24 protein-coding genes are annotated in these 22,925 nt (G+C 63.7%); 5 read left to right on the forward strand and 19 right to left on the reverse strand.

Annotated features, from left to right (window positions below; all coding sequences use genetic code 11):
* Positions 1-3: 3 nt before the first annotated feature.
* The 3 genes from ATN37_RS09235 to ATN37_RS09245 all read left to right on the forward strand — a co-directional run bounded on the left by ATN37_RS09235 (position 4) and on the right by ATN37_RS09245 (position 1,392).
* Positions 4-324, forward strand: a complete 321-nt coding sequence (locus ATN37_RS09235; protein WP_003944891.1) for a TfoX/Sxy family protein — start codon at positions 4-6, stop codon at positions 322-324.
* A 134-nt stretch (positions 325-458) separates the two neighbouring features.
* Positions 459-707, forward strand: coding sequence for a hypothetical protein (locus ATN37_RS09240; protein ID WP_230359854.1), 249 nt, complete (start codon positions 459-461; stop codon positions 705-707).
* A gap of 172 nt (positions 708-879) precedes the next feature.
* Positions 880-1,392, forward strand: a complete 513-nt coding sequence (locus ATN37_RS09245) for a hypothetical protein (protein ID WP_233405700.1) — start codon at positions 880-882, stop codon at positions 1,390-1,392.
* Here the strand turns inward: ATN37_RS09245 and ATN37_RS09250 are convergent.
* The 3 genes from ATN37_RS09250 to secG all read right to left on the reverse strand — a co-directional run bounded on the left by ATN37_RS09250 (position 1,379) and on the right by secG (position 5,380).
* Positions 1,379-2,164: an oxidoreductase gene (locus tag ATN37_RS09250; RefSeq protein ID WP_209448677.1), complete on the reverse strand. Its 786-nt coding sequence runs from the start codon at positions 2,162-2,164 to the stop codon at positions 1,379-1,381. The two genes, ATN37_RS09245 and ATN37_RS09250, sit on opposite strands and share 14 nt — an antisense overlap.
* Before the next feature lie 104 nt (positions 2,165-2,268).
* The gene (gene ppc, locus ATN37_RS09255; protein WP_218695047.1) at positions 2,269-5,043 is read right to left on the reverse strand and encodes a phosphoenolpyruvate carboxylase; all 2,775 of its coding nucleotides are present in this window, start codon (positions 5,041-5,043) and stop codon (positions 2,269-2,271) included.
* 103 nt (positions 5,044-5,146) lie between these two features.
* Complete coding sequence (gene secG, locus ATN37_RS09260; RefSeq protein ID WP_003944946.1) at positions 5,147-5,380, reverse strand: preprotein translocase subunit SecG; 234 nt, start codon at positions 5,378-5,380, stop codon at positions 5,147-5,149.
* A 209-nt stretch (positions 5,381-5,589) separates the two neighbouring features.
* Between secG and ATN37_RS09265 the strand changes: the two genes are divergently transcribed.
* Positions 5,590-6,390: a tyrosine-protein phosphatase gene (locus tag ATN37_RS09265; protein ID WP_161120759.1), complete on the forward strand. Its 801-nt coding sequence runs from the start codon at positions 5,590-5,592 to the stop codon at positions 6,388-6,390.
* Positions 6,391-6,479: 89 nt separating this feature from the next.
* Here ATN37_RS09265 and tpiA read toward each other — a convergent pair whose 3' ends face one another.
* From tpiA to fmt, 16 genes are all read right to left on the reverse strand, one after another.
* On the reverse strand, positions 6,480-7,265 hold the full coding sequence (tpiA, locus tag ATN37_RS09270) for a triose-phosphate isomerase (protein ID WP_030536413.1): 786 nt from the start codon (positions 7,263-7,265) through the stop codon (positions 6,480-6,482).
* A gap of 6 nt (positions 7,266-7,271) precedes the next feature.
* On the reverse strand, positions 7,272-8,483 hold the full coding sequence (gene pgk / locus ATN37_RS09275; protein ID WP_218695049.1) for a phosphoglycerate kinase: 1,212 nt from the start codon (positions 8,481-8,483) through the stop codon (positions 7,272-7,274).
* Between the two features lie 17 nt (positions 8,484-8,500).
* Positions 8,501-9,520 (reverse strand): type I glyceraldehyde-3-phosphate dehydrogenase, encoded by a 1,020-nt coding sequence (gene gap, locus ATN37_RS09280; RefSeq protein ID WP_003944851.1) that lies wholly within the window; start codon positions 9,518-9,520, stop codon positions 8,501-8,503.
* A 158-nt stretch (positions 9,521-9,678) separates the two neighbouring features.
* Positions 9,679-10,656, reverse strand: a complete 978-nt coding sequence (gene whiA, locus ATN37_RS09285; RefSeq protein ID WP_021344225.1) for a DNA-binding protein WhiA — start codon at positions 10,654-10,656, stop codon at positions 9,679-9,681.
* Entirely contained in the window at positions 10,653-11,717 is a 1,065-nt protein-coding gene (gene yvcK / locus ATN37_RS09290; RefSeq protein ID WP_218695051.1) for a uridine diphosphate-N-acetylglucosamine-binding protein YvcK, read from the reverse strand. Before yvcK ends, whiA begins: the two co-directional genes overlap by 4 nt.
* Entirely contained in the window at positions 11,714-12,613 is a 900-nt protein-coding gene (gene rapZ / locus ATN37_RS09295; RefSeq protein WP_003944872.1) for an RNase adapter RapZ, read from the reverse strand. Before rapZ ends, yvcK begins: the two co-directional genes overlap by 4 nt.
* A complete protein-coding gene (uvrC, locus tag ATN37_RS09300) occupies positions 12,610-14,802 on the reverse strand; it encodes an excinuclease ABC subunit UvrC (protein ID WP_007727980.1) in 2,193 nt (730 codons plus the stop codon). Before uvrC ends, rapZ begins: the two co-directional genes overlap by 4 nt.
* Positions 14,803-14,876: 74 nt before the next feature.
* Positions 14,877-15,350, reverse strand: a complete 474-nt coding sequence (locus tag ATN37_RS09305; protein WP_003944987.1) for a PH domain-containing protein — start codon at positions 15,348-15,350, stop codon at positions 14,877-14,879.
* The gene (gene ribH / locus ATN37_RS09310; protein WP_003944999.1) at positions 15,347-15,844 is read right to left on the reverse strand and encodes a 6,7-dimethyl-8-ribityllumazine synthase; all 498 of its coding nucleotides are present in this window, start codon (positions 15,842-15,844) and stop codon (positions 15,347-15,349) included. Before ribH ends, ATN37_RS09305 begins: the two co-directional genes overlap by 4 nt.
* Positions 15,841-17,115 carry a bifunctional 3,4-dihydroxy-2-butanone-4-phosphate synthase/GTP cyclohydrolase II gene (locus tag ATN37_RS09315; RefSeq protein WP_003944833.1) on the reverse strand — a complete coding sequence of 425 codons (1,275 nt, stop codon included), beginning with the start codon at positions 17,113-17,115 and terminating at the stop codon, positions 15,841-15,843. The genes ribH and ATN37_RS09315 overlap by 4 nt, the downstream gene beginning before the upstream one ends.
* Before the next feature lie 110 nt (positions 17,116-17,225).
* A complete protein-coding gene (locus tag ATN37_RS09320; RefSeq protein WP_003944892.1) occupies positions 17,226-17,834 on the reverse strand; it encodes a riboflavin synthase in 609 nt (202 codons plus the stop codon).
* A gap of 5 nt (positions 17,835-17,839) precedes the next feature.
* Complete coding sequence (ribD, locus tag ATN37_RS09325) at positions 17,840-18,892, reverse strand: bifunctional diaminohydroxyphosphoribosylaminopyrimidine deaminase/5-amino-6-(5-phosphoribosylamino)uracil reductase RibD (protein WP_218695053.1); 1,053 nt, start codon at positions 18,890-18,892, stop codon at positions 17,840-17,842.
* A gap of 8 nt (positions 18,893-18,900) precedes the next feature.
* Positions 18,901-19,584, reverse strand: coding sequence for a ribulose-phosphate 3-epimerase (rpe, locus tag ATN37_RS09330; RefSeq protein WP_019748384.1), 684 nt, complete (start codon positions 19,582-19,584; stop codon positions 18,901-18,903).
* Between the two features lie 64 nt (positions 19,585-19,648).
* On the reverse strand, positions 19,649-19,996 hold the full coding sequence (locus ATN37_RS09335) for an MmcQ/YjbR family DNA-binding protein (protein WP_003944924.1): 348 nt from the start codon (positions 19,994-19,996) through the stop codon (positions 19,649-19,651).
* A gap of 40 nt (positions 19,997-20,036) precedes the next feature.
* Positions 20,037-21,485 (reverse strand): RsmB/NOP family class I SAM-dependent RNA methyltransferase, encoded by a 1,449-nt coding sequence (locus ATN37_RS09340; RefSeq protein ID WP_042445671.1) that lies wholly within the window; start codon positions 21,483-21,485, stop codon positions 20,037-20,039.
* Positions 21,482-22,405: a methionyl-tRNA formyltransferase gene (gene fmt, locus ATN37_RS09345; RefSeq protein WP_007727991.1), complete on the reverse strand. Its 924-nt coding sequence runs from the start codon at positions 22,403-22,405 to the stop codon at positions 21,482-21,484. Before fmt ends, ATN37_RS09340 begins: the two co-directional genes overlap by 4 nt.
* A 288-nt stretch (positions 22,406-22,693) precedes the next feature.
* On the opposite strand from fmt, the gene ATN37_RS09350 reads away from it, so the two are divergent.
* Entirely contained in the window at positions 22,694-22,900 is a 207-nt protein-coding gene (locus ATN37_RS09350) for a hypothetical protein (RefSeq protein WP_003944900.1), read from the forward strand.
* Positions 22,901-22,925 lie beyond the last annotated feature (25 nt).

The following is a 22,925-nucleotide window of genomic DNA, read 5'->3' on the forward strand; positions in this document are numbered from 1 at the left end:
TCCATGGCATACGACAAAGCGCTGGCTGAGCGTATCCGCGATGCGCTCTCGGGCGAGGACGACGTCGAGGAAGTAAAGATGTTCGGTGGGCTGAGCTTCATGGTGAACGGGAAGCTGGCCGCCAGTGCGAACTCACACGGCAACATCATGGTTCGGTGTGACCCCGATCGAGTCGACGAGCTTCTGACGCACAAGGGTGCAAGCTGGCCCGAGATGCGGGGTAAGCCGATGAGCAAGGGATGGATCGTCGTCGACCGAACCGGGACGAGTTCGAACGTCGAATTCAACGCGTGGATCAAGGAAGCTCTGGACTTCGTTCACTGACAGCTGGGGTGCGTTGCCGAAGATATCTGACGAGACTGGTGTGGCCGCGGGCTCTCGCGTCGGTGAGAGACTAAACCGTGCCCGATCGACCTGAGATTGTCTGTATCTGCGGCTCTGCGCGATTCGCTGAAGAGATGCGGGAGGCGAACCGCGACCTGACGTTCGCGGGCGTGATCGTCGTCGCGCCGGTTGAAGCAGACGAGGCGGTCTCTGTCGAGCAGAAGAACCTGCTCGACGCGCTCCATCTGCGCAAGATCGACCTCGCCGATCGGGTTCTGGTCGTCAACCCTCGCGGATACATCGGTGAGTCCACGCGCCGAGAGATCGCGTACGCGCGCGCCGCCGGCAAACCAGTGTCGTTCACGACGCCGTTTGAACAGTAAGCGCCTCGTCGGTGCGGGCTGCAACGAATATTCTCACGCCGAGTTGCTCGAGCCCTAGCGCCGGTTCGATCAATTTCGCTCGATTCGGCAAAAGTGAACTGGGCGGCCCTTAGACTCCGGAAAAGCATTGGATTGGGCGGCTCGACGCCGCGGAGGAAAGGTGGTCCGTCCCGTGACGTTCACACCCAATCAGCCGGATCACCAACGCGCCTTCGGGTTTCAGCTGCCGTCGACCCGCGCAATTCCCTCCCTCATGCCCGACCGTTTCGGACCTAGCCTCATCGGATCGCTCTGGGCGTGCGCCGGGATCGTCGCCGGAAGCCTCGGCCCGTGGACGTCATCCTCCGCGCTGGACCACAGTGGTATCGACGAATGCGGAGTGATCACTCTCGTCCTCGCTCTCTGCGCGGTGACCGCGCTGATCACCCTCGTGGTTCGAGACGTCACGCCCGAGATCAAGAATCACTGCACCGGCCCTTTGGTCGGAATCGCGGTCTTGATCGTTGCCGTCGGAAACGCCGCGTCCATCGTGCGACGTAGTACCGAGTTCGCAGGGCACACTGCCGGACCGTCCATCGGGTGGGGACTGTGGGTGGTCATCGCGTCCGCAGTGATCCTGTGCATCACGTCGTCGACCGTCGCGCACATGATCAGGTTTCAGGCAGCAATGATCACAAGGTCTTGATCAGACCGCCGTCGATCACGAAATCCGCGCCTGTCACGTTCCCCGCACGATCGCTGGCGAGGAACAACACCAGGTCGGCAACCTCTTCGGGGAAGGTGAACCGCCCAGTCTCGGCTCCGGCCGCGGCGCTTTCGACGATGTCGTCGGCGGCTGATCCACTCGCCTTCGCCAGCGTCGAGGCCACTCCGTGCTTGCCGAGCCACAACTCCGTTTGCACCGGGCCAGGGCTGACGGTATTGACGCGGATCCCCTGCCCGCCCAGTTCTTTCGACAACGACTTCGAGAAGTTGGTCAACGCCGCTTTGGCGGCGCTGTAGTCGATCACCGTGGGGTCAGGTAAGAATGCGTTGACCGAACTGATCGTCACGATGCTCCCGCCACCTCGGCGGATCAACTCCGGCAGCGCAGCGCGAACAGTGCGTACAGCCGACAAGAACGTCAGATTGAACGACGCCGCCCACTCTTCGTCTGTGATTGCCGCGAAACCGCTCGTTCTCGGGGTGACGGCGCCGACGTTGTTGACCAGGATGTCGACGCCGCCCCTCACTGCTGCAACCGCGAGCAGTCGGGTTGATCCTTCGACACTCGCGAGGTCGACGCCGACAAAGGTGACGGCGCCGCCGGACTGCAGCGATTCGAGTTCCGGCGAGAGCGTCCGCGAGCCCGCGACGACGTGGACTCCCTCGGCCACCAAGGCCCGAGTGATCGCCAACCCGATACCTTTTCCCGCGCCGGTAACGACGGCAGTTCGTCCGTCCAATTGCAGATCCACTGCGGTCCCCGTTCGGTCCGGTGCGCAGCGTTGGGTGTGCGTGCGACAGCTCTAGAGTCGCCGCACGCACACCCTGGTAAACCTGCAGAACCAGCCGCTGTTACCTAGCCACTGTTACGAAGCGCAGTGGCCAGGCCGTTCATCGTCAGCTGGATACCCCGACGCACCTGATCGCTCTCGTCGCCGGAACGGTACCGACGGATCAGCTCGACCTGTAGATGGTTGAGAGGTTCGAGGTACGGGAACCGGTTGTGGACCGAACGCTCGAGGCCCGAGTTGTCGGCAAAGAGGTTCTCGTTGCCCGTGATTGCCTTGTACATGCGAATTGTGCGTTCGTGCTCGTCGGTGATCATTCCGAAGACTCGATCGCGCAGTTCGGCGTCGGGCACGAGGTCCGCGTACCGGGCCGCCAAACCGAGATCCGACTTCGACATCACCATGGCCATGTTCGAGAGCACGGTTCGGAAGAACGGCCACTTCTCGTACAGGGCCGTCAACGTGGCAAGCCGAGTATCGTCTCCGTCTATCCATCTTTCGAACGCGGCGCCGGTTCCGTACCAACCCGGAAGCATCACGCGAGACTGACTCCACGAGAGCACCCAGGGAATCGCTCGCAGGTCGGAGATCGCCTTGGTCTGCTTGCGAGAGGCCGGACGAGAGCCGATGTTGAGTGCCCCGATCTCGGCGACCGGTGTCGACGCTTCGAAGTACTGCACGAATCCTGGTGTGTCGTGCACCAATTCGCTGTACGCGGTGCGGGCGAGGGCCGCGAGCTCGTCCAGTACCGCGTAGGCAGCGTCGGCATCGCTGCCGAGTCCTTCGACGTCGAGCAACGTCGACTCGATAGTCGCGGCGATGAGTGTTTCGAGGTTGCGATGTGCCAGACGCGGTTCAGCGTACTTGGCCGCAATCACCTCACCCTGCTCGGTGATTCGCAGAGAACCAGCGACTGCACCGGGAGGCTGAGCCAGAATCGCTTCGTAACTCGGTCCGCCGCCACGTCCGACGGTTCCGCCGCGGCCGTGGAAGAGCCTCAACCTGATTCCGCTCTTACACGCGGCATCGACGAGGTCGAGTTCGGCACGGTACAGCGCCCAGTTGGCTGCCAGGTACCCGCCGTCCTTGTTCGAGTCGGAGTACCCGAGCATCACTTCTTGACTGTCACCACGGGAACGGACGATCGCACGATAGATCGGGATGTCGAGCGTCGCCAGCAATGTGTCGGCGCCGCCCTGCAGATCCTCGATCGTCTCGAACAACGGCACGATGCCGATCGGGCACGAGGGCTCGCTACCGACGCCCGGATCGAGCACCCCGACCTCTTTGAGCAGCACTGCAGCCTCGAGCATGTCACTGACCGAGGTACACATGCTGATGATGTAGTTGGGTACCGCACCCGCTCCGAGAACCCGCACTGCCTTGGCACCGGCCGCCATGATGGCCAGTTCCTTGGTGGTCAATTCGCTGAACTCGGCGTCCGACGAAGTCAGTGGTCGCCGCGTCGTCAACTCGGCCGACAGCAATTCGACTCGATCGGCTTCCGGCAAGGACGCATAGTCCGGGTGAACTCCGGCCCACGCCAGAAGTTCTGCGACGACGCTTTCGTGTACCTCGGAGTTCTGCCGCATGTCCAGACCGGACAGGTGAAAGCCGAACACCTCCACCGCTTCTCGGAGCCGATCGAGTCGATCGTCGGCGATGGTCTCGTCACCGAAACGACGCAACGAGGTGTCGATGATTCCGAGATCCCGCTGCAACTGTGCCGGGTCGGTGTACGCCTCGAGTCCGTCGTCGGACCCGTGGGCGGGCAACTCCCCCAGTACCGTCAGTGCTGTGGCGCTCAAGCGCCCGCGGATACCGCGAATCGCGCGACGGTACGGCTCGTCGGCCCTGAAGGCAGAGTCGTCGCCGGAGGTAGACGCCAGCAGATCGAGTTCGGGCGTGACGGAAACCAGCCGCGCCGACATCGACAGTTCACGCTCGAGATGTTCGAGTTCCTCGAGGTGATGCTCGAGAGCAGTCGCCGCAGCGCGCGACGTGGCGCGCTGGACAATTTCGCCGGTCACGTACGGATTGCCGTCTCGGTCACCGCCGATCCACGAACCCGGCCTCAGGATCGGTTCCGGCAGAAGCCCGGCGTCCGGCCAACGCGTGCGCAGAGCTTTGCGAACCTCGGCGTTGATCTTCGGAATCACCTCGAACAACGCTGCGTCGTAATAGCGCAGGCCTACCTCGATTTCATCCTGGATGCGGAGGCGGCTGAGCCGGATCAGAGCCGTCTGCCACAGGGTCAGGATCTGACGGCGCAATTGCAGATCGACATCAGCGGTTTCTGCGACGCTCAGCGCCGTGCGCTCGCGGTATCGCATCAACTCGGTGATCCGACTCTGCGTCTCGAACACCGTACGGCGTCGAGTCTCCGTCGGGTGAGCGGTGATGACGGGTGAGACCAGGGCGCCCCGCAGCGCTTCTTCGACGGTGGCCGAATCGATATCGGCTGCATCAAGTTTGGTGTACGTGGCCGCGAGAGTGCTGTCGCGGGGCGGTTCCCCCGCATTGACGTGGATGGCCCGTCGACGCTCGCGATGGATGTCCTCGGCCAGGTTGGCGAGCAGTGCGAAGTGACTGAACGCCCGGATGACGGGAATGGCGTCGTCCGTACTGATTTCGGCGAACAGCGACACCAGTTCGGCGCGATCGATCTCCGAACGACGGACTCGGAACGACTCGACACGGGCTCGCTCGACCAGATCGAACACATTGTCGCCGGCTTGCTCTCGCACTATTTGTCCGAGTATTCCGCCGAGAAGCCGGATGTCTTCGCGCAGCGGCTCGGTGGCCTCTCGCGGTGTTTCTCGATGCGACGCGGTTTCAGTCATCACACAATTATCGACCGAAACAAAGAACCCCGCTCGATAGGCGGGGTTCCGTGTCTGAAATTCGTGTGTGAAAAACTACCGGCTGTAAGTCATGAGCCGAGAATCAGGCGAACTTGATCTCCAAGCCGATGCCGACGATCGAAATGAGCCAGATCAACGCGGTGAAGACCGTCAACCGGTCGAGGTTCTTCTCGACAACAGTCGATCCGGACAGGCTGGACTGGACACCGCCACCGAACAGACTCGACAAACCGCCGCCCTTACCGCGATGCAGGAGCACCAAGGCGATGAGGAGCAAGCTGGTGATGACCAGCAGGATATCCAGGAACAGTTTCATGTCTGTCTACGTCCACCAATCCAATAGGGACAACTACAACCGATAACACCATACAGGCGCGCGCAGATAGCCTGACCACATACCCGCCTCGCACATGACTTTGCACCCGGCCAGGCACGATTCTTGGTCAGTGGCATCGATCACACTGTCGAGATACCGATTCAGTAGTTTTTCAGTTGACGCGACTCTACCTCCGAAAGGCCGGCTCCATGCTTTCCGACACTGCCCTGCCCAACACTGCCCTGCCCGACACACCCCTGCCTGAAACACCGCGTCTGGCTTCGATTCACAACTTCCGCGACGTGGCCGGCCCCGGGTACGTCACGACCAGCGGACAGGCGATGAGCCGCGGAGTCTTCTACCGTGCAAACGTACTGACGCCCTCGCCCGAGGATCTTGCAATCGTGGAATCGCTGGGGCTGACCGCCGTCTATGACGTGCGCTCCGAAACCGAGGCGAACGAAACTCCCGACATCGTGCCGGCGCCGGCGATGTACGCCCACATTCCCATCCTGTCCGGAAACATCCACGCCGAAGCGATGGCTCTCCGAACAGCGGACGCTGCAACAGCTTTCATGCAGAACATCAATCGCAGCTTTGTCGCAGACCCCGTCACTCGGAACGGATTTTCGCAGTTGTTCGCCGCCCTGGCGACCACCGAGGGGCCGCAACTCTTCCACTGCACGGCGGGAAAGGACAGAACAGGTTGGGCGGCAGCACTACTGCAGACACTCGCTGGTGTACCGCGCGAAACGATCACGGCGGACTACCTGCTCACGAACACGTACTCGGCCGAGTACATCGAGGCAACAGTCGCGAAGATCGCCGCTGCCACAGATGCAGACAAGGGCGAGGTGATCCGGTTGCTGCTTTCCGTCGACGCGAGTTACCTGGGCGCTGCCTTCGAGCAGGTCGAGCACCACTACGGAACCGTTGAGAACTATCTGACCGCCGGGTTGGAGCTTGCTCCCGAACTCGTCGGCGCTCTGGAAACCAAACTGGTGAGCTGACTCGCGAACAAAAAACTGCGGGCGTGTAACCTAGTCGGTCACACACCCGCAGTCTTAGTCTCGAGCAGTTTCAGCTCACTACCCGATCATCACGGGAGTGGACCGCCTGCAGCGATCGCAGACAGTGTCGCGAACTCGTCAGCCTTGAGTGACGCGCCGCCGACAAGAGCGCCGTCGACGTCGGCCTGGCCGACGATCTCTCCGACGTTCTTGGAGCTGACGCTACCGCCGTACAGAACGCGAACACCGGCCGCGACCTCGGCGTCGGCAAGTTCGGCCACTGTTGCTCGTACCGCAGCACACACTTCCTGTGCATCGGCGGCAGAAGCGACACGGCCGGTGCCGATGGCCCAGACAGGTTCGTACGCGATGACGATCTTGGAGATCTCCTCCGCGCTCAGGCCCGCCAACGAACCCTTGAGCTGGTCGACGTTGTAGGCGACATGCTCGCCCGCTTCGCGGATCTCGAGGCCTTCGCCGATGCACACGATCGGCGTGAGGCCGTTCTTGAGAGCAGCCTTCGTCTTCGCGAGGACGGTCTCGTTGGTCTCACCGTGAAGGGTGCGACGCTCGGAGTGACCGACCACGACGAAGGTGCAACCGAGCTTGGCCAGCATGGAGCCGCTGATCTCGCCCGTGAACGCACCCGAGTCATGAGCCGAGACATCTTGCGCGCCGTACGTGAGGAGGAGCTTGTCGCCCTCGATCAGCGTCTGGACGCTTCGGATGTCGGTGAACGGCGGGATGACCGTGACGTCCACTTTGTCGAAGTACTTCGCAGGCAAGGAGAAAGCGATCTTCTGCACCAGGGCGATAGCCTCGAGGTGGTTCAGATTCATCTTCCAGTTGCCGGCGATCAACGGCTTACGTGCCATGTCGGATCAGCCTTCCAGTACTGCGATGCCAGGCAGCTCTTTGCCCTCGAGGTACTCGAGGGAAGCGCCACCACCGGTGGAAATGTGCGAGAAGCCCTCGTCCGGGATACCGAGCTGACGAACGGCTGCTGCGGAGTCGCCGCCGCCGACGACGCTGAAGGCGCCCTTCTCGGTTGCCTCCACGATTGCCTCGGCGACACCGCGGGTGCCTGCCTCGAACTTCGGGAACTCGAACACGCCCATCGGGCCGTTCCAGAACACCGTCTTGGCGCCGGTCAGGATCGCGGCAAAGCGCTTGACCGACTCCGGTCCGATGTCCAGACCCATCCAGCCGTCGGGAATCTTGTCGAACGGAACGATCTTCGACTCGGCATCGGCCGAGAAGGAGTCCGCGACGACAACATCCTGAGGGATGTGGATGACGTCGGCGTACCGGTCGAGGAGATCCTTGCAGGTCTCGATCATGGACTCTTCACACAGCGAATTGCCCACGGACACACCCTGAGCCGCGAGGAACGTGTAGAACATTCCGCCGCCGATCACCAGGGTGTCGACCTTCGGCGCCAGTGCCTCGATGACGGCCAGCTTGTCCGAGACCTTGGAGCCACCGAGCACCACCGCGTACGGACGCGCTGCGTCCTGCGTGAGCTTGGCGAGCACCTCGACCTCGGCGCCGACCAGGTATCCGGCGTAATGCGGGAGCAGCTTCGCGACGTCGAAGACCGACGCCTGCTTACGGTGAACAACACCGAATCCGTCGGAGACGAATGCGCCGTCGTCACCGACCAGCTCGACGAGAGCCTTGGCGAGCTTGACCCGCTCGGCTTCGTCCTTGCTGGTCTCGCGAGGGTCGAAACGGATGTTCTCGAGCATCAGGACGTCACCGTCGGTGAGTCCTTCGGAACGAGCCAGCGCGTCCTGTCCCACGACGTCACCGGCGAGTTGCACGTTGCGACCGAGGATTTCGGCCAACTTCGCGGCAACCGGTGCGAGGGAGAACTTGGGATTGGGCTGACCGTCGGGGCGCCCGAGGTGCGCGGTCACGATGACCTTCGCTCCACCCTCGGCGAGTGCCCGCAGGGTGGGAGCGGACGCGACGATGCGGCCCGGGTCCGTGATTTCTCCGCCATCCAACGGGACGTTGAGGTCGGAACGCACCAGTACGGTGCGCCCCTCGACTCCAGCGTCCAGCAGATCCTTCAGCGTCTGAACTGCCACTGTTATCGAAACTCCGCTCAGAGAGACTTGGCGACGAGGCCGATGAGGTCGGCGAGGCGGTTGGAGTAGCCCCACTCGTTGTCGTACCAGGAGACGATCTTGACCTGGTCGTCGATGACCTTCGTCAGACCCGAGTCGAAGATCGACGAGTGCGGGTCGGTGACGATGTCCGAGGAGACGATCGGTGCGTCGGTGTACTTCAGGATGCCCTTGAGGGGTCCTTCGGCAGCAGCCTTCATCGCAGCGTTGATCTCGTCGGCGGTGGCCGACTTCTTCAGGTTCGCGGTGAGGTCGGTGACCGAGCCCGTGGGGATCGGCACGCGCAGTGCGTAGCCGTCGAGCTTGCCGAGCAGCTGCGGGAGAACCAGGCCGATTGCCTTGGCTGCACCGGTACCGGTGGGAACGATGTTGAGGGCAGCTGCGCGGGCGCGACGGAGGTCTGCGTGCGGAGCGTCCTGCAGGTTCTGATCCTGGGTGTACGCGTGGATCGTGGTCATCAGACCCTTGACGATGCCGAACTCGTCGTCGAGAACCTTGGCGATGGGGCCGAGGCAGTTGGTGGTGCACGACGCGTTGGAGATGATGTTCTGGCTGCCGTCGTACTTGTCGTCGTTGACGCCCATCACGATGGTGATGTCTTCACCCTTGGCCGGAGCCGAGATGATGACCTTCTTGGCGCCGGCTTCGAGGTGTCCCTTGGCCTTTGCGGCGTCGGTGAAGATGCCGGTGGACTCGACGACGACGTCGACGCCCAGCTCGCCCCAGGGAAGTTCGTTCAACGGGCCACGGTGTGCGAGGGCCTTGATGCGCTGATCGCCGACGACGATCGTGTCGTCACCGTCGAGCGACACGTCGTACGGCAAACGGCCGAGGATGGAGTCGTACTTCAGCAGGTGAGCGAGCGTCGCGTTGTCAGTCAGGTCGTTGACTGCCACGATCTCGATATCGGTGGTTCCGAGCGCCTTCTGCGCATCCACCGCCCTGAAGAAGTTACGTCCGATACGGCCGAAACCGTTTACGCCAACCCGGACAGTCACAATTCGCTCCTTTGACCATGATTCTGGTGTGCAACTTGACCCACGCATACTCCGAATCCGTGTGTGCACGACGCGGACGTGGGGTTCATCGGTCGATGTGACTCATACCCTAATGCGCGTGGCCCGAACGTGCGCAGCCCACCCTGACGGAGGGCAGGTCACCCCTCTTCGAGTAGCTCCACATTCACTGCGGATTCGGTGTCGGGTATGCCCGTTTCCTTGGCCTTGCGATCAGCCATGGACAGCAGGCGACGGATACGTCCGGCAACGGCGTCCTTGGTCATCGGCGGGTCGGCCAACTGGCCGAGTTCTTCGAGGGACGCCTGCCGATGCTCGACGCGCAGTGCACCCGCCGCCGCGAGGTGATCGGGCACGTCCTCACCGAGGATCTCCAACGCACGCTCGACGCGCGCAGCAGCCGCAACGGCAGCGCGAGCAGAGCGTCGCAGGTTTGCGTCGTCGAAATTGGCGAGACGATTGGCGGTGGCGCGGACCTCGCGTCGCATCCGCCTCTCCTCCCACACCAGGCGTGTGTCCTGGGCTCCCATTCGGGTCAGGAGATCGCCGATGGCCTCACCGTCTCGGATCACCACACGATCCGTTCCGCGAACCTCACGTGCCTTCGCCGAGATCCCCAGACGCCGCGCAGCTCCAACCAGAGCAAGTGCGGCTTCCGGGCCCGGGCAGCTCACTTCGAGCGCCGACGAACGGCCGGGTTCGGTCAGGGAACCGTGCGCGAGGAACGCACCGCGCCACGCTGCTTCGGCGTCGCCGACACTTCCGCCGACGACCTGCGCAGGCAAGCCGCGAACCGGGCGCCCGCGAAGATCGAGCAGTCCCGTCTGGCGCGCGAGGGCCTCACCCTCCTTCGCTACACGCACGATGTAACGAGCGGACTTTCGAAGCCCGCCCGCACTGAGTACGTGCACGTCGGCACTGTAGGTGAACAGGTCGAATATCTCCCGGCGCAGACGTCGCGCCGTGGAGCCCAGATCCACCTCTGCTTCGACGACCACCCGGCCGCCGACGATGTGGAGCCCACCGGCAAAGCGCAGCAACGCGGAGACCTCTGCCTTGCGGCAGCTGACCTGAGTCACCACTAACCGGCTCAGTTCGTCCTTGACCTCCGCTGTCATTGCCACGAAGCGTTCTCCCTCTGTTCTTCGGATTGCTGTTCTTGCAGGGAAGACTGTGTCGAATCCCCTACTGCCGCACTGCTCGACAGTTCAGCCAGTACATCGGCCAGTTTTGCCGGATCGTGTACATGCGCTGCGCCCGATGAGGTGTCCGCGACATCCGCGTACCTGACTTCGGCTGAAAATTGATCCGCCGCACGCTGCAGATGTTCACGTTCACGCCCGGCCGGTACCGACGCCGAGTCGACCACCACGTAGTCGACCCGGAAATCGGGCACGTGTTGGGAGAGTACGTGCAGGTGACGCTCTGCGGAGAATCCGGCGGTCTCCCCCGGCTCGGGTGCGAGATTGAGCACCAGCACCTTTCGAGCGTTCGTCGACGACAGTGATTCGACGAGTTCGGGTACCAGGACGTGTGGGATCACGCTCGAGAACCACGATCCCGGGCCGAGAACCACGAGATCGGCACGATCGATCGCAGTCACGGCATCGGGGCACGCGGGCGGATTGGACGGGAGCAGTCTCACACGCCGAACCTTGCCCGGGGTGGTCGCGACGGCAACCTGTCCACGAATGCAGCGGCTGACGCGGGGGTCCTCTTCGAGTCCCTGAACGTCGGCTTCGATCTCGAGCGCGATCGGCGACATCGGCAGCACACGGCCACGGATTCGCAGCAGTCGCGCCATCTCGTCGAGCGCGACGACCGGATCGCCGAGCACCTCGGTCAGTCCGGCCAGGATGAGATTGCCCACCGAGTGCCCGGCAAGTGCGCCGACACCGCCGAAGCGATGCTGAATGGTCCGAGTCCAGTCGACTATCTCGGGTTCGTCCGACGCGAGAGCTGCCAGCGCCATCCGGAGGTCTCCAGGCGGGATGACGCCGAGTTCGGCGCGTAGCCGGCCCGACGAACCACCGTCGTCGGCGACCGTGACCACGGCGGTGACGTCGACCGTCAAGCGTCTGACGGCCTGGAGCGTGGCGAACAATCCGTGCCCGCCGCCGAGCGCGACGATGGCCGGCCCTTCGGGTGTCTCCCGCGAGCGATGTGTCGGTTCACTCATTCGCGCCCCAGATCCCGGTGCACGATGCTGACCGAGATGTCGTCCTCGGAACCCAAACGCCTCGCGAGAGCTTCGGACATGGCCACGCTTCGGTGCTTACCGCCGGTGCATCCGACCGCAATTGTCATGTAGCGCTTTCCTTCTCGTCGATATCCGGCGATCGTCAAATCCACCAGATGTCGGTAGGTGTCGAGATAGTCTTCCGCGCCCTCGCGGGACAACACGTAGTCGCGAACGTCGGCATCCTGACCGGTGTGCGGGCGAAGTTCAGGGATCCAGTGGGGATTGGGCAGGAAACGAACGTCACAGACGAGATCGGCGTCCATCGGCAGGCCGTACTTGAATCCGAACGACTGGACCGTCACCTTCATCGTTCGGTTGGCATCGTTCCCGAACGCCGTTTCGATCTTCTGACGCAGCTGATGCGCCTTCAGTGCCGACGTGTCGATGACCAGATCGGCGGCCGCCTTCACCACGGCCAACTGCCGACGCTCGGCTGCGATCCCTTCGGACAACGTGCCGTCGATGCCGTCGTTCTGCAACGGATGACTGCGGCGCACCTGTTCGAACCGTCGGATCAACACGTCGTCCGACGCTTCGAGGTACAGCACCCGAGTGTGGATCGGTTCCGCCTCGAGTTCGGTGAGCACCCACCCGAGATCGCCGGTGAAGAGTCGACTCCGCACGTCGATCACGACGGCGAGACGATCGACCGGCGGATCGGAGGTCAAGCTCAGACCGACCATTCGGGAAATGAGCTCAGGTGGCAAATTGTCCGCGACATACCAGCCGAGGTCTTCGAGCACCTTGGCAGCAGTACTCAAACCTGCTCCGGACAATCCCGTCACCAGCAGGAAATCCATCGTTCGACTGTCTTTGGCGCTGTCGGTAGTCACTGTGCACTCGGCCCCGTCGTCGGCATGGACAATTCTCGCGACTCGGAGCCCTCGTCATCGCTACCGGATTCGGCGCTGGGCGCGTCAGCAGACGTAACAGACGATTCGGATTCCGTGTCCAGCTCATCATCCCCTACCGCGGCTGGCAGCGCTCGAGCTTCAGCGCCCGCGTCGGCTGCAGCCGAATCCGTGCCGAGTGCGGCCAGAACTGCTGTGGCGGTGGTCTCACCGATACCGGGGACCTGCATGATCTCCTCGACCGTTGCCGTTTTCAGCTTCGCCACGGAACCGAAGTGAGCCACCAGAGCGGTTCGACGAGTTTCACCGAGCCCCTTGACCGAATCCAGAGCCGAAGCCGTCATCCGCCTCGAGCGTTTGCTGCGATGGAACGTGATCGCGAAGCGGTGGGCTTCGTCTCGGATGCGCTGCAGTAGGTACAACGACTCGCTCGTCCGAGGGAGGATGACCGGATCTTCTTCCCCCGGCACCCATACCTCTTCGAGTCTTTTGGCCAACCCGACTACCGCGACGTCAGTGACCCCCAGCTCGTCGAGGACCGCCGCTGCCGCCGTGACCTGAGGGGCGCCGCCGTCCACGACGAACAGATTGGGCGGATAGGCGAACCGCCGAGGCCGGCCCGTCGCCGGGTCGATCGCCGCTTCGGGAGCCAGATCCCCACCGTCCGAGTCCATGGTCGACGCCGACGCCGCGAGGACGCCCAGGTCGCGGTTGTGGCGCAGGAACCGCCGACGCGTGATCTCCGCGATACTCGCGACGTCGTCGGAATGACCGTCGCCGGCAGCTTCCTTGATCGCGTAATGGCGGTAGTCCGACTTACGCGGGAGCCCGTCCTCGAACACGACCAGTGACGCCACGACGTCGGTTCCCTGGACGTGACTGATGTCGATGCATTCGATTCGTAGCGGAGCCGAGTCCAGGTCCAGTGCTTCCTGGATGCCCTGCAGCGCCGCGGAACGCGAAGTGAAATCGCCGGCGCGCTTGAGCTTGTGCTGCGCCAGAGCCTCTTTCGCGTTTCGCTGGACTGTTTCGGCGAGGTCTTTCTTGTCGCCGCGTTGCGGAACCCGCAGTTGCACTTGCGATCCCCGAAGCTTGCTCAGCCACGCCTGGATCTCGGTCGCGTTTGCCGGCAGAACCGGCACCAGAACTTCCTTGGGAACTGCGCTGATCCCGGCCTCGGAACCCGCTCCCGGGTCGAGGGCCGCCTGCTCACCGTAGAACTGGGTGAGGAACTGCTCGACCAGGATCGGCAGGTCGGACTCGGCGTCGAGTGCGGCCCAGTCGATGGCGTCGCCTGCCTTCTCCACGACCCATCCACGCTGACCCCGCACGCGTCCGCCCCGCACGTGGAACACCTGAACGGCGGCTTCGAGATCATCGGTGGCAAAGGCGACGAGATCGGCGTCGGTGCCGTCACCGAGTACGACGGCCTGCTTCTCGAGCGCCTTGCGCAAAGCCCCGATATCGTCACGCAGACGGGCTGCGGTCTCGAAGTCGAGATCCTCGGAAGCCTGCTGCATGCGCTTTTCGAGATCTTTGACCAACTTGTCCGTGCGGCCGGCGAGGAAGTCGCAGAAATCTTCGACGATCTGACGATGCTCCTCGGCGCTGACTCGCCCGACGCAGGGCGCCGAGCACTTGTCGATGTAGCCGAGCAGACACGGACGACCGATCTGGTTGTGCCGTTTGAAGACTCCGGACGAGCACGTTCGTGCGGGAAAGACTCGTAGCAGCAGATCGAGAGTTTCGCGGATCGCCCAGGCATGGGAGTAGGGACCGAAGTACCGGACACCCTTGCGCCGCGGACCGCGGTAGACGAACAAGCGCGGGAACTCTTCGTTGAGCGTCACCGCGAGAACCGGATACGTCTTGTCGTCGCGGTACCGGACGTTGAACCGCGGATCGAATTCCTTGATCCAGTTGTACTCGAGCTGAAGCGCTTCGACTTCGGTACTGACGACGGTCCACTCGACGCTGCCGGCGGTGGTCACCATCTGCCGAGTACGGGGATGAAGTGTCGTGACGTCCGCGAAGTACGAGTTCAAACGTGAACGGAGGCTTTTCGCCTTTCCGACGTAAATGACCCGACCATGCGGATCGCGAAATTTGTAGACGCCCGGCGCAGCCGGAATGGTTCCGGTAGCGGGGCGGTAAGTCGAGGGATCCGGCACGGTTTCAGGTTAGTCGCCGCCACCGACCGACTCGGAAACGCGCAGGATGCGGGCACCGAACCGGTCGGAAGACGTCAGTTGCTCTTGTGCGCGACCGGTGCGTAGCGGTCGGCCAGTTCGCGGAACTTACCGACCGTGTCGACGGCGTACTCGCGGTCGTTGGACTGGATCGCCATCACTGCCATGTACTCGTCGTCGGGCAATTCGATGCGTGCCCAGGCGGCACCGTCGGGGAACGAGAGTCCCTCGAACAGATCCCAGTCGACGATCTTCTCGCCCAGGATGTTTCGTACGGCAATACCCTGCTTGCCCACCTTGACCCGGGGCCGCGTCAACATCAGCACACCGAGAGCCAGAATGGTGCCGATGCCTGCCATCGCGATCTGGTCCGCGGCACGGAAGTACACGCCGGTGGACCCCTGGCGAAGCAGGAGCGCCAGTGTGACGTGAACGATCACCAGAAGGACAGCAACTCCGATCGCGTATCGCGTCGACTTACGCGGTGACGCAATCAGTTCCCAGTTCTCGTTGTCGCCGGGTGTACTCATCGAAACGAATCCTCGGTCCATGGTGCTCGGAGATGGCGCAGGGTCACTGCGGTGTCCAGTGCGGCGGCGCAGGCCTGTGCGCCCTTGTCCTCGACGCTACCCGGCAGACCCGAACGGTCAAGAGCCTGCTGCTCGGTGTCGGTGGTCAGGACACCGTTCCCCACGGGAGTGCTTTCGTCGAGCGAGACGCGTGTAAGGCCCGCGGTGACCGCGTCGCACACGTACTCGAAGTGCGGCGTGCCGCCGCGGATGACAACACCGAGTGCGACGACGGCGTCGTGCGTGCGCGCCAATGCCTGCGCAACGACCGGCAGTTCGATCGCGCCGGCGACACGGACCAGTGTCACGTCCTTGATCTGCGCCTCCTGCGCGACGCGCTGCGCGCCGGCGATCAGAGCCTCGGAGATCGTCGCGTGCCACTGCCCGGCAACGATCGCCAGCTTCAGATCCTTGGCCTCGGCGATCGCGAGCTGCGGCTGACCTTCGCCGCTCACAGTGCGGTTCCCGGCTGTGCGGTGTTCTGGTTCGCCTCGTACTCGTCCAGTCCGATCAGATCGTGACCCATCCGATCGCGCTTGGTGCGCAGGTAGGTGAGGTTCTCCGCATTCGCGCGCAGCGGCATCGGAACACGATCGGTGATCTGCAGGCCGTAGCCGTCCAGACCCACACGCTTGGCCGGGTTGTTGGTCAGCAGACGCATCGACGAGATCCCCAGATCGACGAGGATCTGCGCACCGATGCCGTAGTCGCGGGCGTCCGCCGGTAGGCCGAGTTCGAGATTGGCGTCGACGGTGTCGGAACCGGCGTCCTGGAGCTGGTAGGCCTGCAGCTTGTGCATGAGACCGATGCCACGACCCTCGTGCCCGCGCATGTACAGAACAACGCCGCGGCCCTCCTGGGCGACCATGTCCAGTGCGGCGTCGAGCTGCGGGCCGCAATCGCACCGCAGCGAACCGAAGACGTCGCCGGTGAGGCACTCGGAGTGAACGCGGACGAGTACGTCGCTACCGTCGCCGTCGGGGCCTGCGATGTCGCCGCGCACCAGCGCAACGTGCTCGACCTCGTCGTAGATGCTCGTGTAGCCGACAGCGGTGAACTCACCGTGGCGGGTGGGGATGCGGGCCTCGGCGATGCGCAGCACGTGCTTCTCGTGCTTGCGACGCCACGCGATGAGGTCGGCGATCGAGATCAGAGCAAGGTTGTGTTCGTCGGCGAAGACTCGCAACTCGTCGGTCTGAGCCATCGCGCCTTCGTCCTTCTGGCTGACGATTTCGCAGATGACGCCGGCAGGACGCAGGTCCGCCATGCGGGCGAGGTCGACTGCAGCTTCCGTGTGGCCAGGACGACGCAGTACTCCGCCTTCCTTCGCGCGGAGCGGAACGACGTGACCGGGGCGAGTGAAATCGTTGGCACCGGATTCGGGGTTGGCGAGCAGACGCATCGTCGCAGCGCGGTCCGACGCCGAGATGCCGGTACCGATTCCCTCACGGGCGTCGACGGTGACGGTGTACGCCGTGCCGTGCTTGTCCTGGTTGGTGGCGTACATCGGGGGCAGGCCCAGCCGATCGCAATCGTCACCGTCGAGCGGCACGCACAGGTAGCCGGAGGTGTACCGGACCATGAACGCCACCAGTTCCGGGGTGGCTTTCTCGGCGGCGAAGATGAGGTCGCCCTCGTTCTCGCGATCCTCGTCGTCCACGACGACAACAGCTTTACCTGCAGCGATATCTGCTACTGCGCGCTCGATACTGTCGAACCTGGTCACGTGCTCGCACTCCAAAGTCTTGACTTTTCACATCATCGAATACAACAAGCGCATCCGACGGATGCACTGACAACCCTACGACCAATCGGACGGGTCCGATCAGCCTGGTCCTACCGACCGGCAGAGTGAAGCCGCTCGACGTACTTCGCGATCACGTCCACCTCGAGGTTGACCGGCGTACCGACCACAGCGGTTCCGAGCGTCGTCAACTCGAGCGTTGTCGGGATCAGCGAGATCTCGAAGTACTCGAACCCGCGGTCTCCGCCCAGCGCGGAGACCGTCAGCGAGACTCCGTCGACGGTGATCGAACCCTTCTCCACGACGTAACGGGAAATGGAGTCGGGCAGTGCGATCCGCACTACCTCCCAGTTCTCGGACGGCGAGCGGGAAATGACGTGGCCTGTTCCATCGACATGCCCTTGAACCAGGTGGCCGCCGAGTCGGCTGTTCAGCGCCGCGGCACGCTCGAGGTTGACGCGAGAGCCGACATCCAATTTCGCCAGGCTCGAGCGGTTCAGGGTTTCCTGCATGACATCTGCGGTGAACGAACCGTCGGCAAGCACGTCGACCACCGTCAGGCACACTCCGTTGACCGCGATTGAATCACCGTGGCCGGCGTCGGAGGTGACCAGTGGCCCGCGCACCGTGAAACGTGCAGCATCGACCAGTTCTTCCTTGGCGACAATTTCGCCGAGTTCTTCCACAATTCCTGTGAACACGCGCCCTACTCCTCGTTCCCCGGAGCAGAACTCTCCGGAACCAGACTCAACAAAATATCGGGGCCGATCGTTACCGCGGACTCCAAACGGAATCGGTGGGCGTCGGTGATGGTGTGCACTCCGGCATCGACGAGCGCGGAGGCGCCCGCGCCGAGCAGGATCGGAGCGATGTATGCCTCTATGACGTCGACATATCCGGCGGCAAGGAATGCTCCGGCCAGACGGGGCCCACCCTCGAGAAGTACGTCCGTGTACTCCCCCAACGCCTCGACTACTTCGTCGATGTTGTCGGTGTTGAGCACCAGAGTCGGTGCGGTGTCGTCGAGAATGCTTGCCGTCGAGGGTATTTCACGCTTTCCGACGACGACGCGTACGGGCTGGTGCGCCGCGAGCTCACCGGTGGGCTGACGTGCGGTCAGCCACGGATCGTCGGCGAACACGGTGCCGGTACCGACCACGATCGCATCGATCTGCGCTCGCTGCGCATGCACGCGCGCCCTCGCCTGCGGACCGGTGATCCACTGACTCGTTCCGTCCTCGGCGGCGCTGCGTCCGTCCAGACTGGCCGCGTACTTCCACGTGATGTGCGGGCGACCGGTGCGCTGTTTGTGCAGCCAGGCCCGCAGTGGACCAGCTTCCACCTCGGGTGCTCGCAGTCCGGCCGTGACGCTGATTCCAGCGCGCGTGAGGGTCGCTGCGCCGCCGGAAGCCTCCGGATTGGGATCACCGACGGCGTAGACAACCGCCGAGACTCCGGCGTCGATCAATGCCTGCGAGCAAGGGCCGGTTCGTCCCTGGTGATTGCACGGTTCCAGTGTCACCACTGCCGTACCGCCACGTGCCGCATCGCCGGCCTCGTCGAGAGCTACAACCTCGGCGTGCGGTCCACCGGGCGGTTGCGTCATACCGACGCCCGCGATGGTTCCGTCGGCAGCGAGGATGACCGCGCCGACCGGTGGGTTGGGGCTGGTGAATCCGCGCGCGGAATCAGCTGCGGCCAGCGCGATCTGCATCGCGGCGTCGAGATCAGCCGTCGACGCCTGTCCACCCTTTGCCATCGAGCGGCTCAGACCGACAGCGTCAGGTGCGGCGACGCCGAGGCGGCCTGCGCGCGCAGCTTGCGCACCGCCTCACCGGGATCACTCGCTCCGTACACCGCCGAACCGGCGACGAAGCAGTCGATCCCTGCTTCAGCGGCCTGCTCGATCGTGGAAGCGTTGATGCCGCCGTCGATTTCGACAAGGAGCGTCAGCTCACCCGAGTCGACGAGCTTTCGAACTGCGCGTGCCTTGTCGAGCACCTGAGGCATGAAGGACTGACCACCGAATCCGGGTTCGACGCTCATGATCAAGAGGGTGTCGAAGTCCTTGAGGATTTCCAGGTAGTCGTCGATCGGGGTTCCAGGCTTGATGCTCAGCCCCGCCTTGGCACCAGCTGCACGAATATCGCGGGCAACCGAACGCGGATCGTCGGTGGCCTCGGCGTGAAACGTGACGTTGTACGCACCGGCCTCGGCGTACGGCGGCGCCCAGCGCTCCGGATTCTCGATCATGAGATGGCAGTCGAGCGGAATATCCGTTGCCTTCAGCAGACTCTCGACCACCGGCAGACCCAGCGTGAGATTGGGAACGAAATGCGCGTCCATCACGTCGACGTGAAGCCAGTCGGAGCCGGACACGGCAGTCGCTTCATCAGCGAGTCGAGCAAAATCTGCGGACAGAATGGACGGTGCAATCATCGGGGAAGCCACGACGCCGAGTTTAGCTGTGTCTCATTGCCGACCGTGCATGCACATCGGAGCCGGTGCAATCAGATCAGTTCTTGACGACGGTGTGGAGCTTTCGCACCTTGGCCGGTGCCTTGATCCGCCACGCGTCTTCGAGCATCTCACCCAACTGCACCTCGTCGATCAGTTCGAGGTGCACGAGGATCGAGCCGTGCCCGTGATAGTGATCGGTGGTGAAGAAAGCCGCCTCGCCACTGGCGAGTAGCGCCTCCTTCTCGTCCAGACCGCACATCACGACCAAAGCGCCCTCCGCTTCGGTGCGGAGCCGCGCAAAAGTCTTACCTGCCACCTTGAGTGCCGGGGTGTTGTACGAGGTCGACTCTTCCACGGAGGGAAGAGCCGAACCGAGTACTACAACCTGTTCCCACGTAACCATGTAGGCACCATACGACTACCGATGCCCAGAAGTCATCCGATCAGGCCAGCGGCTTGCGCAAAGCGGCCATGAACATCGCATCGGTCCCGTGTCGGTGCGGCCACAACTGAACCGACGATCCGTCGCCGACGTCCGGGACACCTGGCACCAATTCCTTGGTGTCGAGTTCCACGACGCCGTGACGTCGCACTGCATCGGCGACCACTGCCAGCGTTTCCGACAAGTGCGGCGAGCACGTGGAGTACAGCACCACTCCGCCGGGGCGAACCAGTTCGATTGCGGCAGCAAGCAATTCACGCTGCAACTTCACGAGCGGGGCCACATCGGACGGCTGCCGACGCCAACGTGCCTCTGGGCGCCGACGCAGCGCACCCAACCCGGTGCAGGGAGCGTCGACGAGGATGCGGTCGTATCCGGGTTCGAGCCCGGATTCGCGGCCGTCCGCCACGTGTACGTCCACGGGAAGCTCGCGAGTGGTCTTGCGGATCAGTTCGGCGCGATGTTCGACGGGCTCGACGGCGTCGAGTCGCCCGCCTTCGATACCGGCGAGAGCGCCGAGAAGCGCTGCCTTACCGCCCGGACCTGCGCAGAGATCGAGCCAGCGTCCGGAGTCTTCACCTTCGAGAGGAGCAATGCTGAGGGCGCGGGCCACCAGCTGACTGCCCTCGTCCTGCACGCCCGCCAAGCCTTGGCGGACCGCCTCGAGCTGTCCGGGGTCACCGCCGTCGAGATGCACGGCGTACGGCGAGTACGGCCCGATCTCGCCGCCGGTCACCAGTGCAAGCTCCTCGGCGGAGATCTCGCCGGGGCGGGCGACGAGGTGTACGGCAGGGCGGGCGTCGTCGGCGATCAGGACGTCTTCGAGTTCACCGGCAGCAGCGCCGAGCGAGTCGGCAAATACCTGCGCGATCCACAGGGGGTGAGCGTGCTCGAAGGCGAGCCGGCCGACCGGGTCCTTCGGGGCCAGCAGCTCGACCCACTCCTCCTGGGTGCGTTCGGAAACACGGCGCAGGACCGCATTGACGAATCCTGCTCGGCCCTGGCCGTTTTCGGCGCGGACCAGATCGACCGAAGTTGCGACGGCAGCGTGCGGTGCGACACGAGTGCGCAGCAATTGGTACGAGCCGAGTCGGAGAACATCGAGCAGCGTTCCGTCGATCTCTTCGATCGGCCGACCCGCTGCATGCGCGATCACCGCATCCAGCAGCCCCTGAGCACGTGCCGCGCCGTACGCCAGTTCGGTTGCCAGCGCCGCGTCGCGTGCGTCGAGTTTGCGGTCACGCAGGAGCCCTGGCAGAACCAGGTTCGCGTACGCGTCACGCTCACGGACCGCGCGCAGGACGTCACGCGCCGCCAGACGCGGTTGATCGAGCCCGGCGGTTGCCGGATCAGGCCGCTTGGCCTGCTTCGGCTTGGTGTTCTTGGCGCCGCCGCCGGTCTTGGCTCCGGGACCCTGTGTCCGCCGTGCCGGTCGTCGTGATTCGGTCACTGTGCTCGTACCTCCGCGTCGAGTCGGGCACCGCGTGCCCAGTCCCCTGCCGACATCAATTTCTTGCCCGGGGGCTGAATCTGCCCGAGTCGCACCGCGGTGGTCGCGGTACCGATGTACAGACCATCCTTGCGTACCGAGATCTCACCGACTGCCAGGGTCTCGTCCGTGACTGTGATCGGGCCGACCTTGACTCGAAGATCACCGATCATCGTCCATGCCCCGGGTGCGGGTGTGACGGCTCGGATATGCCGGTCCACTGTGCGAGCGGGCAGTTCCCACCGCACGCGGGCCGCGTCCACCGTCACCTTGGGGGCATACGAGACGCCGTCGGCAGACTGCGGAACCGCGTTGATCTCGCCGGCCTCGAGTCCGTCGAGTACCGATTCGAGGAGGGCAGCGCCGTTTTCCGCGAGACGTCCGAGCAGGTCGCCCGCCGTATCGGTGTCGCGAATCCGCTCGGTCATCACTCCGTACACGGGACCGGTATCCATCCCGGCTTCCAAACGGAACGCGCTGGCGCCCGTCACCTCGTCACCGGCACTGATCGCGGCCTGCACCGGCGCGGCGCCGCGCCACGCGGGAAGCAACGAGAAATGCAGATTGACCCAACCGTATTTCGGAATGTCGAGGACGTTCTGCGGCAACAGGTTTCCGTAGGCGACGACGGGTGCACAGTCCGGTTCGAGGCGGGCGAGTTCGGCCGCGAAGTCGGGATCGGACGCCTTGGCCGGCGTCAGCACCGGGATGCCGTGCTCGTCGGCAAGCAGACCGATCGGCGATCGGGTGACTTTTCGACCGCGGCCCGCCACAGCGTCCGGACGCGTGACGACGGCTACCACTTCGTGGTTGGCGGACTCGATGAGCCGACGCAGTGAAGGAACCGCGGGTTCGGGTGTTCCGGCGAACACGACGCGCATGTCAGCTCTCCCGTTTCGTTGGGCTCTTCGGACTCTGATCAGCCGATCGGCCTGTCGAACGCGGTGGACTGCAACTCACGAAAATGCTCCCGGATGTGTCGGTGGGTGGAACTGTCAGTCTAAGGACTGCGAGAGCTACGACCTACCTCGCGCCACACCGAACCACTTTCTCAGCAATTTCTTTGATCAGAACCCTGCACATTCACCGGTCCTCGGTATTGACTGTTTCTGTCGTCGCCACTCGGCGGAGGCTGATACGGGATACACCGATCACACGGAGGAACTTAGATGGCAGGCATCGACAGTAAGTTCGACAAGGCCTACGCAGGAAAGTCCGTCGAAGAATTGGCGGACGCCCCGGTCGCGGCACTCAACGGCGTAAGCGATTCGGACGCAGAACATTTGAAGGCAGCGTTCAACATCAAGACCGTCCGCGACCTCGGAACGAACAAGTTCTTCCTGTGGGCGCAGGCCACTGCCAAGCTCGCCGAGTAAACATCCCGACCCACGTGATCTCGGT

Origin of the sequence: Rhodococcus sp. MH15, assembly GCF_019266045.1 — a bacterium.
In the GTDB taxonomy this organism is placed as follows: Bacteria; Actinomycetota; Actinomycetes; order Mycobacteriales; family Mycobacteriaceae; genus Rhodococcus_F; species Rhodococcus_F qingshengii.